The organism is Sphingobium algorifonticola, assembly GCF_004005485.1.
Lineage (GTDB): Bacteria > Pseudomonadota > Alphaproteobacteria > Sphingomonadales > Sphingomonadaceae > Sphingobium > Sphingobium algorifonticola.
The window spans coordinates 168471-183805 of the sequence record NZ_RZUL01000004.1; the positions used below are offsets into that span (position 1 = coordinate 168471).

Consider the following 15335-nt stretch of genomic DNA (forward strand, 5'->3'; position numbering starts at 1 on the left):
ATCACACCCGCTCGATCACCATCGCGATCCCCTGCCCGCCACCGATGCACATGGTGATGAGACCATAGCGCCCGCCGGTCCGTTCCAGTTCATAGATGGCCTTGACCGTCAGGATCGCGCCCGTCGCGCCGACCGGATGGCCGAGCGAAATGCCCGATCCGTTCGGATTGACCCTGGCCGGATCGAAGCCGAGCGTGGTCGATACGGCGCAGGCCTGCGCTGCGAACGCCTCGTTCGATTCGATGACATCGATCTGATCGAGTATCACGCCCGCGCGGTCCAGTGCGATCGGCACCGCCTTGACCGGGCCGATACCCATACGCGAAGGATCGACCCCCGCGTGACCCCAGCCCAGAATGCGCGCCACGGGTTTCAGGCCCTTCGCGTCCACCCCCTGCTGCGTCGCTAGCACCAGCGCGGCTGCGCCATCGTTGATGCCGCTGGCGTTTCCGGCCGTGACGGTGCCGTCTTTCTTGAACGCGGGGCGGAGTGCCGAAAGGCTTTCCACCGTCGTCTCGCCACGCACATGCTCGTCCGTGTCGAAGCTGATGACGCCTTTGCGAGTCTTGATCTCCACGGGCAGTATCTGGTCGGCAAAGCGCCCCTCCGCCTGCGCGCGCGCCGCGCGGACGTGGCTTTCGGCGGCAGCGGCATCCTGCGCCTCGCGCGTGATGCCATGGTCGGCAGCGACATTTTCCGCCGTGATCCCCATGTGAAAGCCTTCGAACGGATCGGAGAGCGTCGCGATCAGCGCATCGACCATCTCGACCGATCCCATTTTCTGCCCGAAGCGCGCCGCCGAAACATAATGCGGCGACCGGCTCATCACTTCCGCGCCGCCCGCGACGGCAATATCCGCCTCGCCAAGCGCCAGCATCTGCGCCGCCGATATGATCGCCTGTACACCCGATCCGCACAGACGGTTCAGCGTCAGCGCAGGGGATTCGACCGGAACACCGGCATTCACCGCGGCGACGCGGGCCATATAGGCATCTTTCGGCACGGTCGGGATCACCTGCCCCATCACGACATGCTGCACATCGGCAGGCGTAAGCCCGGCGCGCCGAACTGCCTCGGCAATGACGAGCGCACCCAGATCAGCGGGCGCATGATCTTTCAGACTGCCGCCGAAATCGCCAATCGCAGTCCGTACCCCGGCTACAATATATACAGCATCCATTCGCTCTCTCCCTCTGCACATGGGATCGGGCGCGACTGATCGCGCGCACGGTCAGGGCCGCCATAGCGGCTGCCCAAGTGGGAGCAACCCCGTAATCCTGCCAGTATCGTGCATGATCCGCGTGAGACGAGGTCGCCCGCATCGGCTGTCGGAACAGTCGGTGTCTCAGGCCAGCGCGCGCATGTCCGCTATCGCAGCGGTCGCGCGGATGGTGCGGCCGCTGCCATGGATACGCGCGGTGCCTCGTTCGCTGTTTTTCGCAGCATAGAGCGCCTGATCGGCGCGGCGCATGAGGTCGCGCTTGCCGTCGTCCGCATGGAGCCTCGCAATGCCGATCGTGCCTGAAATCACTGCGGTGCATTCAGGCGTCACGACGGGGCGGCTCAAGTCGTCCAGAATGTCCCGGGCCAGCTTTTCCATCTCTGTGACGCTGTGGATGTGGTCCAGCACCAGAACGAACTCATCCCCGCCCAGTCGCGCGATGAAACAGTCGGCATAGCGATCCGAGCGGAATCGCGCGGCGACCGCCTGCAACAACTCGTCCCCGGCCATATGCCCCTGCGCATCGTTGACGGCCTTGAAGCCGTCGAGATCGATCAGCATGACCGCCATACCCGTATCGTTTCGGCGCGCCTGGAGAATGCGGTCATCCAGCACTTCGTCGCAGGCCGCGCGGTTGGCGAGACCCGTCAGAGCATCGCGATGTGCCGACTGACGCAGCACCTGCGACAGTCGATATTGTTCGGTCACATCCTGAAAGACGCCGAACACCGCAACCGGCACACCATTGTCGTCCTCGCGCTCGCCTATGCTGCGGACGCGACGCAATTCGCCCTGCGCCGTCAGAAAATCCGTTTCGATCTCGAACGGCGCGCCAGTCTCTATCGTCTGGGCGATGACGGCCGACAGCTTCGCCCGTGCATGCGGCGGATAAAAATCGAACGCTGCATTGAGTGGCGGCGCCTTACCCACTGGCAGGCCGTGAATGGCGTAGACATTGTCGGACCAGTATAATGCCTCGTCACGCAGATCGAGCCGCCAATATCCCAAGCCGGCCATTCGCTCAGCCTGGCTGAACTTGCTCTGTTCATGCGCGAGCTGGCGGGCGATCCAATGCTGCTGATGCGCCTGTTCCACCGCCTCGATGGCCAAGCGGCGCCCTTCGATAAGTGTCTCCGCCATCCGGGCGAGATCGTGCAACGCCTCAATCTGGGCGGCGTTGAGTGTGCGCGGCACGGTGTCGATCACGCACAAGGTTCCGATTGCGGCGGACCGGCCACCGTCCCGGCCGTTCAGCCGGAGAGGAACCCCTGCGTAAAAGCGGACTTTCTCCGCGCCGGTGACCATCGGGTTTTGGGCGAACCGCGGATCGGCGGACGCGTCCTCGACAATCATGATGTCGGTTGCGGCGATTGCATGATCGCAAAAGGATATGTCGCGCGGGGTTTCCTTCGCCGCGATGCCGCATCGCGCCTTGAACCACTGCCGTTCAGCATCGACCAGCGAAATCAGCGCAACCGGCGCATCGGTCAACCTCCGCGCGAGAACCACCAGCGTATCAAAGGCTGGTTCGGGCGGGGAATCCAGCAGTTTTGCCTCCGAAAGGATATGCAATCGATAGTTTTCGTCCGATGGGATCAGTCTGTGAGCGGTGCGGTCCATCCCGGACCAATAGAGTCGATAGGGTTAAAAAAGGCGTTACGCTGAAGGATTTGCGACGAGCCGTGCAATCCTTTTCACGCGCCCCCGCAGCTTGCCTTCCTCCCCTCTCGCTGGCCCTCTGGCTGGCATCACCGTACCGGAACCGCTAAGGCGACGCGATGATCCGCCTCAATGAACTCAAACTGCCACTCGACCATCCCGCCGACGCCCTGCCGCAGGCCATTTGCGCGCGACTTGGGGTCGATATCGACGAGATACTATCCTGGCAGATCGCCCGGCGTGCGCATGATGCGCGTCGCAAGGCGGCGATCCTGATGGTTTATTCGGTCGATGTGGCTCTGGCCGACGAAAAGGCCGTTCTGGCGCGCATGACCGATGACGCGCATGTGCGGCCGACACCCTACACGACCTATCGGTTCGCGACGCGTGCGCCGGCCCATTTTGCAGGGCCGCGTCCTGTCGTGATCGGCACCGGACCCTGCGGCCTGTTCGCCGCGCTGATCCTGGCGCAGATGGGGTTTCGTCCCATCATCCTGGACCGGGGCAAGGTGGTGCGCGAACGGACCAAGGATACATGGGGGCTGTGGCGGCGCGGCGTCCTCGATCCTGAATCCAACGTCCAGTTCGGCGAAGGCGGCGCGGGCACATTTTCCGACGGCAAACTCTACAGCCAGATCAAGGATCCGCGGCATCTGGGCCGCAAGGTCCTGACCGAGTTCGTGCAGGCGGGTGCACCGCCGGAAATACTGACCGAGGCACATCCGCATATCGGCACCTTTCGCCTCGTAACGATGGTCGAGAGCATCCGGCGGCAGATAGAAGGCCTTGGCGGCGAATATCGCTTTGGTCAGCGGGTAGAGGACATCCACATCGAAACGGACCATGACGGAACGCGCCATATGCGCGGCCTTCATCTCCATAACGGCGATTATCTCGAGGCCGATCAGGTCGTGCTCGCCATCGGCCACAGTGCCCGCGACACTTTCCATATGCTGCACGATCGCGGTGTCTTCATCGAGGCCAAGCCGTTCTCGATCGGGGTGCGGATCGAGCACCCCCAGTCCTGGATCGACAAGGCGCGCTTCGGTGCCTGCGCGGGGCATCCCGACCTGGGTGCCGCCGCCTACAGCCTGTCGCATCATTGCGCCAACGGCCGCACGGTCTACAGTTTCTGCATGTGCCCCGGCGGACGCGTCGTCGCCGCGACATCCGAGGAAGGGCGCGTCGCGACCAATGGGATGAGCCAATATTCGCGCGCGGAGTTCAACGCCAATTCCGGTCTGGTCGTCGGCATCGATCCGCAACGCGACTATCCCGACGGACCGCTGGCGGGCATCGCGCTCCAACGCCACTGGGAATCGCAGGCATTTGTCGCGGGCGGATCAACCTATGCCGCGCCGGGCCAGCGGCTCGGAGACTTTCTGGCCGGACAGCCATCGAGCGCGTTCGGAGAAGTCCTGCCGTCGTACAAGCCCGGCGTGACGCCGACCGATCTGGCGCTGTGCCTGCCCGATTTCGCGATTGCGGCGATGCGCGAAGCCTTACCCGTATTTGGACGGCAAATCCCTGGCTATGCCCATCCCGACGCCATGATGACCGGCGTGGAAACGCGCACATCCTCGCCCATTCGGATTACGCGCGGCAAGGATTTCCAGAGCCTGAACACCTGTGGCCTCTATCCCGCCGGCGAAGGCGCGGGCTATGCCGGTGGCATATTGTCGGCGGCGGTGGACGGCATCAAGGTTGCCGAAGCCGTCGCGCAGAGCATCATGGCTCGGTAGACGACATCCTAGACCTTTTCCTTGTGGTGGAATCAGAAGTGCGGTCTAATCTTTTGTTTTTTACTGATTTCTGCGTCTGAAATGAGCTATTCTGCGCGCCATTACTCTAGCGCCGCTTGGCCTTTCGCCAAGGCGCGTCGAGAAGCCATGGCTTGGGTACGCCGGTGGGTTTCGCGACGCCATCCAGCCGAACGGCGCGGATGATGCGCACCGGCGGTTGCAGCATCTGGCCGCGCATCGGCCCGGTGCCTCCTCCGGTCGGCATCGCCAGTATCTTCTTCACCACGCCCATCCCGCCACTGACAGTGCCGAACGCCGCATAGCCGGGGTAGGCGCCGCGCGCATCCATGCTCTGGATCGGGCCGACGGTGATGAAGAAATTGCCCATGGCCGTGCCCGGCTTGCCACCGCGTGCCATGGAGATGGTGGCATCGAGATGGCGGATGCCCGTCAGGCTGGTCGGTTCGTGCGCCACCGGCGGCAGGCTGCGCCGCGCGTTGGTATCGATGCCGCCCTGGATCAGGCCGTAGCCCGGCGCGCTCTTGCGCCGCGCCGCGCGATAGAAAGTGGTGCCGTCGAACCGTCCGTCGTCAACATAGGCAAGGAAATTGGCGGTCGTGCGGGGCGCTCGCCGTGCATCCAGCGCGACCGTGATATTGCCTGCCGACGTTTCGATCCGCACCCGGACCACCGGTGGCTCCGCCTTGGCGAGCAGCGTCGTGGGCGATGCGATGGCAAGGGCCACGAGCGTGATACCGACCCGCATCAACGAGGAGAAAAGTGACGCCGGCAATCGAGAGTGGCTGGGGCGGCAGGATTCGAACCTGCGCATGGCGGCATCAAAAGCCGCTGCCTTACCGCTTGGCGACGCCCCAATATGTGGTCGGGGAGCTATAGTCCGGCAAATGACGAAAGCAAGCCCCCGATACACCATCAGTCCAGCCGGCTGACCCAGCCGTGCGGATCGGGTGCGGTTCCCCGTTGGATGGACGTCAAGGCGGCGCGCATCCGCTCCGTCATCTGGCCGGGATGGCCGCTGCCGATCGTGAAATCGCCTTCGGCCGAACGCACGGTGCCGACCGGGGTCACCACCGCGGCGGTGCCACAGGCAAAGGTTTCAACCAGTCGTCCACTCGTCGCATCGGCGCGCCAGTCGGCGAAGCTGTACGGCGCTTCGGCTACGGAAAGCCCCTGGTCACGCGCAAGCGTAAGGATCGAATCGCGCGTGATGCCAGGCAATATCGTGCCCGAAAGCGGCGGTGTCAGCATTGTGCCATCATCAAACACGAAGAACAGGTTCATGCCGCCCAGTTCCTCGACCCACCGCCGTTCGGCAGCATCGAGAAACGCGACCTGATCGCAGCCCATTTCCGTCGCCTGCGCCTGCGCGACAAGACTGGCGGCGTAGTTGCCACCGCATTTCGCCGCGCCGGTGCCGCCGGGTGCGGCACGACTGTAATCCTGCGACACCCAGATGCTGATCGCCTTGGCGCCGCCCTTGAAATAAGCGCCCACGGATGAGGCGATGACCATATAGAGATATTCACGCGCCGGGCGAACACCCAGAAACACCTCGCTGGCGAACATGAACGGCCGCAGATACAGCGCCCCGCCTTCGCCCGCAGGAATCCAGTCGCGATCGGTTTCCACCAGATGCCGGACGGAATCGAGAAACAGCGAGTCCGGCAGTTCGGGCATGGCCATGCGGATGGCCGATTCGCGAAAGCGCCGGGCATTGGCCTGCGGACGGAACAATGCCGTGCCGCCATCCGCCAGCCGATAGGCTTTCATCCCTTCGAAGATTTCCTGCGCATAATGCAGCACCGATGCCGCAGGATCGAGGAGAATGGGGCCACGCGCGCCCACCAGCGCGTCGTGCCACCCCTTTTCAACCGAATAACGGATGGTCACCATATGATCGGTGAAGATACGGCCAAAGCCGGGATCGACAAGCAGTCCCTCGCGCACGTCGCGCGCGACCGGATGCGCATTGGGTTCGATCCTGAAGTCCAGCGTCACGCTATTCATGATATGCCTGCCTTTTCGCCTCTCGACTCGTGCCCCTTTGCGCGGACGCCGGATGCCGTCGGGGATGGAGTTGCGGGAACCTAGTCTCATGGTCTATATACGTCAACATGGCTGTCCCATCCCCGCCCGCTTCCCCCCTGTTCCTGCGAGAGGACGAAATTCGCCGGGGGGTGGAATTGCTCTATTTCGGTTACAGCAACCTTACCCATTCGATCGATGCGGGACTGGCGCCCCTGGGCCTGGGCAGGGCGCACCATCGCGCGCTATATTTCATCTCGCGCCAGCCGGACCTGACGGTCAGCGAACTGCTCAAGCTGCTGGCGATCACCAAGCAGTCGCTCGGCCGTGTGCTGAGCGAGTTGATCGAGCGGGGCTATATCGAAACGCGCACCGGCACGCAGGACCGCAGGCAGAAGCTGCTGCGTCTCACAACGAGCGGCACCGCGCTCGAGGCGGAGCTTTTCCGGGCGCTGCGCGAGCGCATGGCGGCAGCCTATACGCAAGCAGGGCAAGGGTCGGTCACCGGCTTCTGGAGGGTCTTGGAAGGATTGATCCCGGAAGCGGATCTTTCGATGGTCGCCGGGCTGCGATCGGGCAATTGACACGATCCATTGCGGTGATGAAACTTATTGCCGCTTCGGTGATTGATGCGGGACACTGCATTTCACAAGGGAGCGGACATGCGCAAGACCATCATCGCCAGCCTAGGCGCCATTGCTGTCATGGGCCTTTCGGCCTGCTCGGAAAAGGCCCAGGATCAGGTCGAACAGGCCGGGGACGCCGTGGGCAACGATATCGAAAGCGGCATCAACAACGCTGACGACAAGATAGCGGCAGGGGCCGACAAGGCCGGGCGCGCGATCGACAATATGGGCGACGAAATCGGGGCAGCGGCTGACCGTGTCGGCGATGACGTGGAGGCCGGCGCAAAGGACGCGAAGAAGGACGTCGGTGCTGCGGTCGAAGAGGCCGGTCGCGACATCAAGGACTGACATTCCAACGTCATCATCGCGTCGTCAAAGCAGCTTGACGGCGCATGACAGGAAGGGGAGGAGCGGCCGATGGTCGCATCCTCCCCACCCGACTCGGCAGCAAAGCCGGTCATGCTGTTTGGACGTGCCGAACTCGCGTTGGTCGGGATAACGATGCTGTGGGGCGGCACGTTTCTGATTGTCCAGACCGGCCTGTCGACGAGCGGGCCATTGTTTTTCGTCGGCTTGCGGTTCGGCACCGCGACGATCATGACTTTGCTGATCGTGCGCGGGCGCATCGCCGGTATGACCCGCCAGGAATGGATCGCGGGAACGGCGATCGGCGTCGGCATCTTTCTGGGCTACACGCTCCAGACCTGGGGCCTGCAGTATATTCCCAGCAGCACGTCCGCATTCATCACCGCTGCCTATGTACCGCTGGTCCCGCTGCTCCAGTGGCTGATTCTGCGCAAACGTCCACATCTGACGAGCTGGCTTGGCGTGGCGCTTGCCTTTGCGGGCCTCATGCTGCTCGCCGGACCGAAGCCGGACCTGGGTTTTGGCTTTGGCGAAACGCTGACCTTGATCAGCACCCTTGCGATCGCCATCGAAATCGTGCTGATCAGCCTTTGGGCAGGCAAGGTCGACATCGTCCGCGTGACAGTGGTGCAACTGGCCGTCACGGCTTTCCTTGCCTTTGCCATGATGCCGGTGGCCGGTGAGAGCATTCCGGCTTTTTCCTGGTTGCTGGCGGCATGCGCCTGCGGCCTTGGGGGCATGAGCGCCGTCATCCAACTTGTGATGAACTGGGCGCAACGCAGCGTATCCGCGACACGCGCCACGCTCATCTACGCGGGCGAACCGGTATGGGCCGGAGTGGTGGGGCGCATGGCGGGCGAGCGGCTGCCGCCGAGCGCCTTGCTGGGTGCGGGACTGATCGTCCTCGGCGTGATTGTGAGTGAGATACGGCTCCGCAGGCGGTCTGTCGAACCGGGCGATCACGCCGTTACTTGAGTGCCGCCATCTCCGCACCGCGATCGCGGGCGGCACGAATCGTTTCCGTCATCAGCTGAGCAAGGCCGTTGGGACGGTCGAGCACGTCCATGCCCTTTCGCGTCATGCCGCCGGGGCTGGCCACACGGTCGGCCAGAACCGCAGCGCTTTCCTGTGCCTCGACTGCGAGGACGGCGGCACCGGATACGGTGGCGAGCGCGAGCCGGTCAGCCTGCGCCGCCTCCAGCCCCAGTGCCTTGCCTGCCGTTGCCAGCGCGTCGATGAAGCGGAACAGATAGGCCGGGCCGCAGCCTGATAGCGCGGTGACCAGATTGAACTGCGTTTCGTCCGCAATCGGTTCCACGAGGCCAAGCGGTGCGAGCATGTCCGCTACTTTGGCCAGCGTGTCTGGCGACGTTTGGCTGTCGGCATACAGGGCGCAAACGCCCTGCCCGGTCCTTACCGGCGTGTTGGGCATGATGCGCACCACATCCGCGGCACCTGGGAACAGCGCGCGCAACTGCGCAATCGTGGTGCCCGCCAGTATCGACAGCAACGGCGTCTGATGGTTGAGCACGGGCGAGAGGGCGGGTGCGACATCGGCCAATTGCTGTGGCTTCAGCCCGAGCATCACTGTCGTGCCGACAGGCAGGTGCGCAGGCATTGTCTTTACCACCGCCACACCATCGGCGGCCGGTCGCCCGCTTGGCCGCAATACCGTGATACGCGCGGGATCGAGGCCGCAGCTGATCCACCGTTGCAGCATCGCTCCGGCCATATTGCCGCAGCCGACAAGAAACAGATGCTCCGGCCATCGAGATGTCATGGGCGCGACACTCCGCTACGGGCGACGATCGGGTGCGGCAAACCGGCGTTCAGGCTTCACCGCGCGTTTCGATGAGGCTCGCGCTGATGGCCTCGCTCGGCGATTTGCCACCCCACAGGACGAACTGAAATACGGGATAGAAGCGTTCGCATTCGTCGAGCGCCGTCTCCACCAGTATCTGCGCCTGATCGAGAGTCATCGTTTCGCCCTGCCCCAACAGCGCCCCATGGCGGAACAGCACGATGCCACTGGACGACCACAGCTCAAAATGACCGAGCCACAACTGTTCGTTGATCAGACCGATCGTCTCGTAAATCGCGGCGCGCTTGTCATCAGCGACCTTGATATCGGGCAGCGCCAGAAGCTGGAGCACCTGGTCTTCCTCGCGCCAGATCGCGCGCAGTTCATATTGCGCCCAGCTGCCCTGCGTGGTGGCAGCGATCTCATCGTCGCCTGCATGCTCGAAAGACCAGCCATGCGCTTCGAAATAGGCCGCAAGCATGTCGATCGGAGCAGCTTCCTGACCGCCACTCTCATATTCGTCGCTATCCATCATGTCACTTGTATCTATTTGTCATCAACATCGCCCCGTCCTAGCATCGCTGCGCGCGAAAGGACAGCCGTGGCCCTGCCAAGCTGACGCATGAAACAGGTTGTTGTGGACGACCTGTGGATAAGCTGTCGAAAAGCCGCTCAGGCTTCCGGTGCCTTGCGCGGCTTCTTCACCGCAGCGGCCGAGGGAGCCTGGGCTTCCAGAGCGTCAAGACGCGCCTTGAGCACCTCCACTTCTTCGCGCGCCGTCGCCGCCATGGCCTTTACGGCGTCGAACTCTTCGCGGGACACCATGTCGAGCCCACCGACCCATTCTCTCGCCTTTTCACGCGCGGTCGTTTCAAACTCCCGCCCTGCCCCGGCAATAGTGCCCGCAGCGCCGTTGATGAGCTTGGCCAGATCGTCGAAGAAGCGGTTTTCACTTTGCATAGGTCACCTGTCGCATTGATGGACGCATAGGTCCGCACGCGGTGGCTTATGCCACCAACACGCTATATCTGGGTACGCAATGCCGGAGCGGCAAGGGTTTCCGCATCGGGATTAAGCCGACCGATCTCATAATTCAGGCTGGCCGCAAAGCCCAGCCAGCACAGATAGGGGACCATCAGCCACGCCGCGGCCTTGCGAATCCGGCCAAACAGTATCGTGGCGACGATTGAAAGGGCCAGCATCGCGACGATGACATAGAAAGCCAGCGTCACCTGATGCGCGGCGAAAAACAGCGGCGACCAGATGAGGTTGCAGGCCAGTTGCGCAAGAAACACCGCAACGGCCAGCCCCTTGCCCCGCGCCCCGCGCGCGTCGAGTATCACCGACAGCGCCAGCCCCATCATCACATATAATATGCTCCACGCGACCGGAAAGGCCCATCCCGGCGGCATGACATCCGGCTTTGTCAGCGCATCGAACCAGCGGTTGCCGTAGCCCGCATTAGCGATGCGCCCGGCCATGAAACCGAGGAAGACAATGGTCGGGACGACGAACAACGCCCATCGCAGAAAGGAGAGCCGCAATTGACCCTTCGACGCGATTTCATTCATCCGCGACCCATCCTCCCAAATTGTCCTGCCACCGGCATACGATAACAGCGACCCGTCCTATTCGGCGGGATGCGGGGATGCCGCGCCGGGCGCGTCCCCCAGTGCCGAATCCAGCCGACGCGATACGGTTTGCGGGGAAACCGTGCGTCCTGCAACCCGCGAATAGAGCAACGGGATGAGAAACAGCGTGATGACGGTGGCAAAAGACACGCCGAACACGATGACCACGCCGATGCTGTTGCGCGCACCCGCCCCGGCCCCCGACGCAATCACCAGCGGCACTGCCCCCATGACGGTGGCAATCGACGTCATCATGATCGGCCGAAGGCGGCGGGTTGCGGCCTGCCGAATGGCATCGGCGATCTCCAGCCCCTCGTCACGCAACTGGTTGGCGAACTCGACAATCAGAATACCGTTCTTCGCCGCCAGCCCGACGAGCATCACGATACCGATCTGGCTGTACAGATTGATCGATCCGCCCGTCAGCGCCAGCCCGACCACGCCACCCGCGACCGCCAGTGGCACCGTCGCGATGATCACCGCCGGATGGATGAAGCTTTCGAACTGCGCCGCCAGCAGCAGGAAAACGATGAGGATGGTCAGGCCGAACACCAGCCAGATCGAACTGCCGGTTTCCCGCAGCGACTGGCTCTCCCCGCGATAACCGATCGCCACCACTTCGGGCGATTGTCGCGCCTCGTTCTCCAGGAACGCCAGCGCATCGCCAAGCGAATAGCCGGGGGCGACACCGCCGGTCAGCGTAATCGCGCGCAATTTGTTGTAGCGGTTGAGTTGGCGCGGTCCGGCCATGCTGCCCGTCGTGACCAGCGCCGACAAGGGCACCAGCGTGCCATCGCGCGCACGGACATTGACCCGCGCAAGATCGCTGGTCGTTGCGCGGCCGTCCCGATCCGCCTGAACGATCACGCGATATTCCTCACCGCGATCGACATAGGTCGATACACGCCGCGATCCGAGCATCGTCTGCAACGCCTGGCTCACGTCGTTGACAGACACGCCCAGATCGCCGGCGCGCTGGGTGTTCACGACAATACGCATCTGCGGCTTGGTTTCCTTGAAATCGCTGTCGATGTTGACGATGCCGGGATAGCTGGCCGCCGCTTCCATGATCCGGTCTCGCGCGGCCACCAGGCCTTCGTACGTCGATCCCGCCAGCACCAGATTGATGGGTTGTCCACGCCCACGCGCCAAGCCGGAACGCGGCTGCGCATTGCCACGGATTCCCGGCTGCTCGGCGAGAATCTTCGTGACCTGGGCGGTCAATTCGTTGGTTGTTACTGTCCGCTGCTCCCAAGGCCGCAGGAAGATATTGGCGACGCCGCTGTTGAAATCATCGCTCTGGCCGAAACCACCTGGCGCTCGGACCAGGATGGTCGCAACCGTGCCTTCCTCGCGAAGTGTTAGCAGGCGCTTTTCAAGCGTGGTCATATATTCGACCATCTTGTCGAACCCAGTTCCCTCCGCGGCGCTGACATTGGTTTCGACGACGCCGGTATCCTCGGCGGGGGCGAGTTCGGAACTGAGCGTTAGGAAGCATCCCGCACCAACGGCCATGAACAGCGCGACGCCGATCAGGGTGATGCCCGGTCGGCGTATGCATCGGTCGAGCAGTCCCGAATAGCGCGTCTCGATCTTCTGGAACCGCGTATCCACCCATTTCGCGAGCCGCCCGCGTTCGCTGTTCCGGAGCAGTTTGGAGCACATCATCGGTGCGAGGCTGAGCGAAATGAAGCCGGAGAAGGCGATCGCCGCGATCATCGTGATCGCGAGTTCCCGGAACAACAAGCCGGTCTGCCCCGCCAGGAACATGACCGGCACGAACACCGCGCAGACAACCAACGTGGTCGAGATGATCGCGAAGCCGACTTGCCGCGTACCCACGAACGCGGCGACCAGCGGGTCCTCTCCCTGCTCGATACGGTGATAGACGTTTTCCAGCACGACGATGGCATCATCGACCACCAGACCAATCGCCAGAACGAAGGCAAGCAGCGTCAGCAGATTGATCGACAGACCCAGGAGCCACATCATCGCACAGGTCGCCAGCAGGCAAATCGGCACCGTGACGGCCGGGATAATCGTCGCGCGGATCGACCCCAGGAACAGGAAGATGACGAGAATGACGAGAATCGCGGCTTCAGCGAGCGTGCGATAGACATTTTCGATGGCGCGGCTGATAAACTGCGATTCGTCCAGGCCGACCTGAAACGTCATGCCTTCCGGCAAGGTCGGGCGGATTTCCTCGGCAATGCGCTTCGCCTCGTCCGCCACGGCAAGCGTGTTGGCGCCCGATTGCCGGACCAGCCCCACCCCCACGCCGGTGCCGCCATTGGCACGAAACACGCTGTAGGGATTTTCGGCACCCTGTTCGATGCGGGCCACGTCCCCCAGCTTCACCTGATAACCGTTGGTGCCGCGCCCGACGATGAGGGCCGCAAACTGATCGCTATTTCCGAACGGGCGATCGACGCGCAAGGTGACGTTTTGATCACGCGATTCCAGCCGCCCCGCCGGCAATTCGACGTTCTGGCTGCGGAGCGCATTTTCCACATCGGCCGGGGTCAACCCGAAGGCGGCGAGCCGTTCGGGATTGAGCCATACGCGCGTGGAAGGGCGCGCCTCGCCGAATATGTTGATCCGCGCGACGCCGTTGATCGCGGAAAAGCGATCGGAAATGTTGCGATCAACGAAGTCACTGATCTGCACCTGCGTCCAGCCGGGGCGGGAGAAGAGAAACACGATGATCGGACGGGCATCGGCATCGACTTTCCGGATTTCGGGTGCCAGCACGTCCTCCGGCAAATCCTCCGTGACCGACCCGACACGATCGCGCACGTCGTTCGCCGCCGAATCGATGTCGCGGGTGGGGTCAAACTCGATGTTGATATTGGACTGGCCGTCGCGCGAATCCGACGTGATCGTCTGGATGCCCTGCACACCGGCGACGGCATCTTCGATCACCTGCGTGATGCGCGTCTCGATCACCGATGCGGCTGCGCCGGTATAGGCGGTCTGGACCGAAACCACGGGCGGATCGGTATCGGGATATTCCCGGATCGACAGGCTGAAATAGCCGACCAGCCCCACGATGCAGAGCAGGACTGCAAGAACCGCGGCAAAGACCGGACGACGGACCGAGATGTCGGAAAGTACCATAGCCCGTCCCCTCGCCTAACGCGCGGTGGCGGGGCGGGAACCGCCGCTGCCGCCGGAAGGTCCGCCCTGCCCGCCTTCGCCCTGCACCCGGATCGGCGCACCGTCGGCCAGTTTCACGACCCCGTCGGTGACGATCTGCTGCCCTGCCTTCAGGCCCGAGAGCACTTCGACTTTCCCGTCCTGCCGCACGCCGCTGGTAATCGCGACACGCTTTGCCTTGCCATCCTGCGCCAGATACACGAACTGCCGGTCGCCTTCGCCGATCACCGCAAGCTCGGGGACGGACAGGGCGCGCCGTTCACGCGCCAGCAGCTTGACGGTCAGAAGCATGCCCGGCTTGAGCATCCGGTCGCCATTGGGCAGGATCGCCCGCACGGCGACGGAACGCGTTGCCGGATCAACCACCGAATCGATCGTTGCCACTGTCCCCTCGAAAATCCGGTCGGGATAAGCCGACGACAGAATACGCAGCGTCTGCCCCCTGGACAACAATGAAAGCTGCGTTTCGGGAATGGTGAAGTCGAGCTTTATGCGCGAAATGTCGCTGACCGTCGCGATCGGCGTGCCGGCCGCGATGATCGCGCCGGGCGAAACCGTGCGCAGGCCCAGATAGCCGGAGAAAGGCGCGCGTATCACCCGGTCGCTGATCGCGGCCTGTACCTGCGCGGCAGAGGCCTTGGCGGCGTTGGCGGCGGCTACCTGCGCATCGAGGCTTGCGCCGGTAGCAAAGCCGCGCTGGCGCAATTGCTGGATGCGTTCGAGTTGCTGGGTCGCCTCGCGCGCGCGCGCCTGTGCCCCGGCGAGTTCCGCCGCTTCCTGCGACTGGGCAAGCCGGGCGATCACCTCGCCCCGCCGCACGAAGCCGCCGTCGCTGTAGTTGAGCGAAACGATCCGTTCGGTAACAGGTGCCGACAGCACGACCTGTTCGTTTGCAACGGCGGTGCCGACCGCTTCGATCATGTCGGAAAAGCTATCGACACGCACCGGCTGCACTTCCACCAGGGCAGGCGGCCGTTTGGGCTGGGCCGCCTCTTTGCCGCATGCGGCAACCGTCAGCAGCATGGCGCAGGATAGCGTGAATCTAAGCATGGGGTGGCGCTATACGTCCTTACAGGGCGATGCAAC

At 63.4% G+C, this 15335-nt stretch carries 14 protein-coding genes and 1 tRNA gene; 4 read left to right on the plus strand and 11 right to left on the minus strand.

The window, feature by feature from the left end:
* Position 1: 1 nt before the first annotated feature.
* A complete protein-coding gene (gene bktB / locus ENE74_RS12970; protein WP_127691343.1) occupies positions 2-1180 on the minus strand; it encodes a beta-ketothiolase BktB in 1179 nt (392 codons plus the stop codon).
* Positions 1181-1345: 165 nt separating this feature from the next.
* Positions 1346-2842: a diguanylate cyclase domain-containing protein gene (locus ENE74_RS12975; RefSeq protein WP_127691344.1), complete on the minus strand. Its 1497-nt coding sequence runs from the start codon at positions 2840-2842 to the stop codon at positions 1346-1348.
* 158 nt (positions 2843-3000) lie between these two features.
* Here ENE74_RS12975 and ENE74_RS12980 point away from each other — a divergent pair, with 158 nt between their 5' ends.
* Positions 3001-4623 (plus strand): NAD(P)/FAD-dependent oxidoreductase, encoded by a 1623-nt coding sequence (locus ENE74_RS12980; RefSeq protein WP_127691345.1) that lies wholly within the window; start codon positions 3001-3003, stop codon positions 4621-4623.
* A 106-nt stretch (positions 4624-4729) separates the two neighbouring features.
* Here ENE74_RS12980 and ENE74_RS12985 read toward each other — a convergent pair whose 3' ends face one another.
* The 3 genes from ENE74_RS12985 to ENE74_RS12995 all read right to left on the minus strand — a co-directional run bounded on the left by ENE74_RS12985 (position 4730) and on the right by ENE74_RS12995 (position 6651).
* Complete coding sequence (locus tag ENE74_RS12985) at positions 4730-5455, minus strand: peptidylprolyl isomerase (protein ID WP_420902591.1); 726 nt, start codon at positions 5453-5455, stop codon at positions 4730-4732.
* Positions 5424-5498, minus strand: a tRNA-Gln gene (locus ENE74_RS12990). The genes ENE74_RS12985 and ENE74_RS12990 overlap by 32 nt, the downstream gene beginning before the upstream one ends.
* Positions 5499-5556: 58 nt before the next feature.
* On the minus strand, positions 5557-6651 hold the full coding sequence (locus tag ENE74_RS12995; RefSeq protein WP_127691346.1) for a branched-chain amino acid aminotransferase: 1095 nt from the start codon (positions 6649-6651) through the stop codon (positions 5557-5559).
* Between the two features lie 107 nt (positions 6652-6758).
* Between ENE74_RS12995 and ENE74_RS13000 the strand changes: the two genes are divergently transcribed.
* The 3 genes from ENE74_RS13000 (at position 6759) to ENE74_RS13010 (ending at position 8636) form a co-directional block, all read left to right on the plus strand.
* Entirely contained in the window at positions 6759-7253 is a 495-nt protein-coding gene (locus ENE74_RS13000) for a MarR family winged helix-turn-helix transcriptional regulator (protein WP_127691347.1), read from the plus strand.
* A gap of 45 nt (positions 7254-7298) precedes the next feature.
* Positions 7299-7643: a hypothetical protein gene (locus ENE74_RS13005; RefSeq protein WP_241241985.1), complete on the plus strand. Its 345-nt coding sequence runs from the start codon at positions 7299-7301 to the stop codon at positions 7641-7643.
* A 69-nt stretch (positions 7644-7712) separates the two neighbouring features.
* Positions 7713-8636: a DMT family transporter gene (locus ENE74_RS13010; RefSeq protein WP_127691349.1), complete on the plus strand. Its 924-nt coding sequence runs from the start codon at positions 7713-7715 to the stop codon at positions 8634-8636.
* Here the strand turns inward: ENE74_RS13010 and proC are convergent.
* The 6 genes from proC to ENE74_RS13040 all read right to left on the minus strand — a co-directional run bounded on the left by proC (position 8629) and on the right by ENE74_RS13040 (position 15299).
* Positions 8629-9441, minus strand: a complete 813-nt coding sequence (gene proC, locus ENE74_RS13015; protein ID WP_127691350.1) for a pyrroline-5-carboxylate reductase — start codon at positions 9439-9441, stop codon at positions 8629-8631. The two genes, ENE74_RS13010 and proC, sit on opposite strands and share 8 nt — an antisense overlap.
* A gap of 49 nt (positions 9442-9490) precedes the next feature.
* Positions 9491-9997: a type III secretion system chaperone family protein gene (locus ENE74_RS13020; RefSeq protein ID WP_127691351.1), complete on the minus strand. Its 507-nt coding sequence runs from the start codon at positions 9995-9997 to the stop codon at positions 9491-9493.
* Positions 9998-10134: 137 nt separating this feature from the next.
* The gene (locus tag ENE74_RS13025; RefSeq protein WP_127691352.1) at positions 10135-10422 is read right to left on the minus strand and encodes an accessory factor UbiK family protein; all 288 of its coding nucleotides are present in this window, start codon (positions 10420-10422) and stop codon (positions 10135-10137) included.
* Between the two features lie 62 nt (positions 10423-10484).
* Positions 10485-11033, minus strand: coding sequence for a TspO/MBR family protein (locus ENE74_RS13030; protein ID WP_127691353.1), 549 nt, complete (start codon positions 11031-11033; stop codon positions 10485-10487).
* A 57-nt stretch (positions 11034-11090) separates the two neighbouring features.
* On the minus strand, positions 11091-14210 hold the full coding sequence (locus ENE74_RS13035; protein ID WP_127691354.1) for an efflux RND transporter permease subunit: 3120 nt from the start codon (positions 14208-14210) through the stop codon (positions 11091-11093).
* Between the two features lie 15 nt (positions 14211-14225).
* Positions 14226-15299, minus strand: coding sequence for an efflux RND transporter periplasmic adaptor subunit (locus ENE74_RS13040; protein WP_241241986.1), 1074 nt, complete (start codon positions 15297-15299; stop codon positions 14226-14228).
* Positions 15300-15335 lie beyond the last annotated feature (36 nt).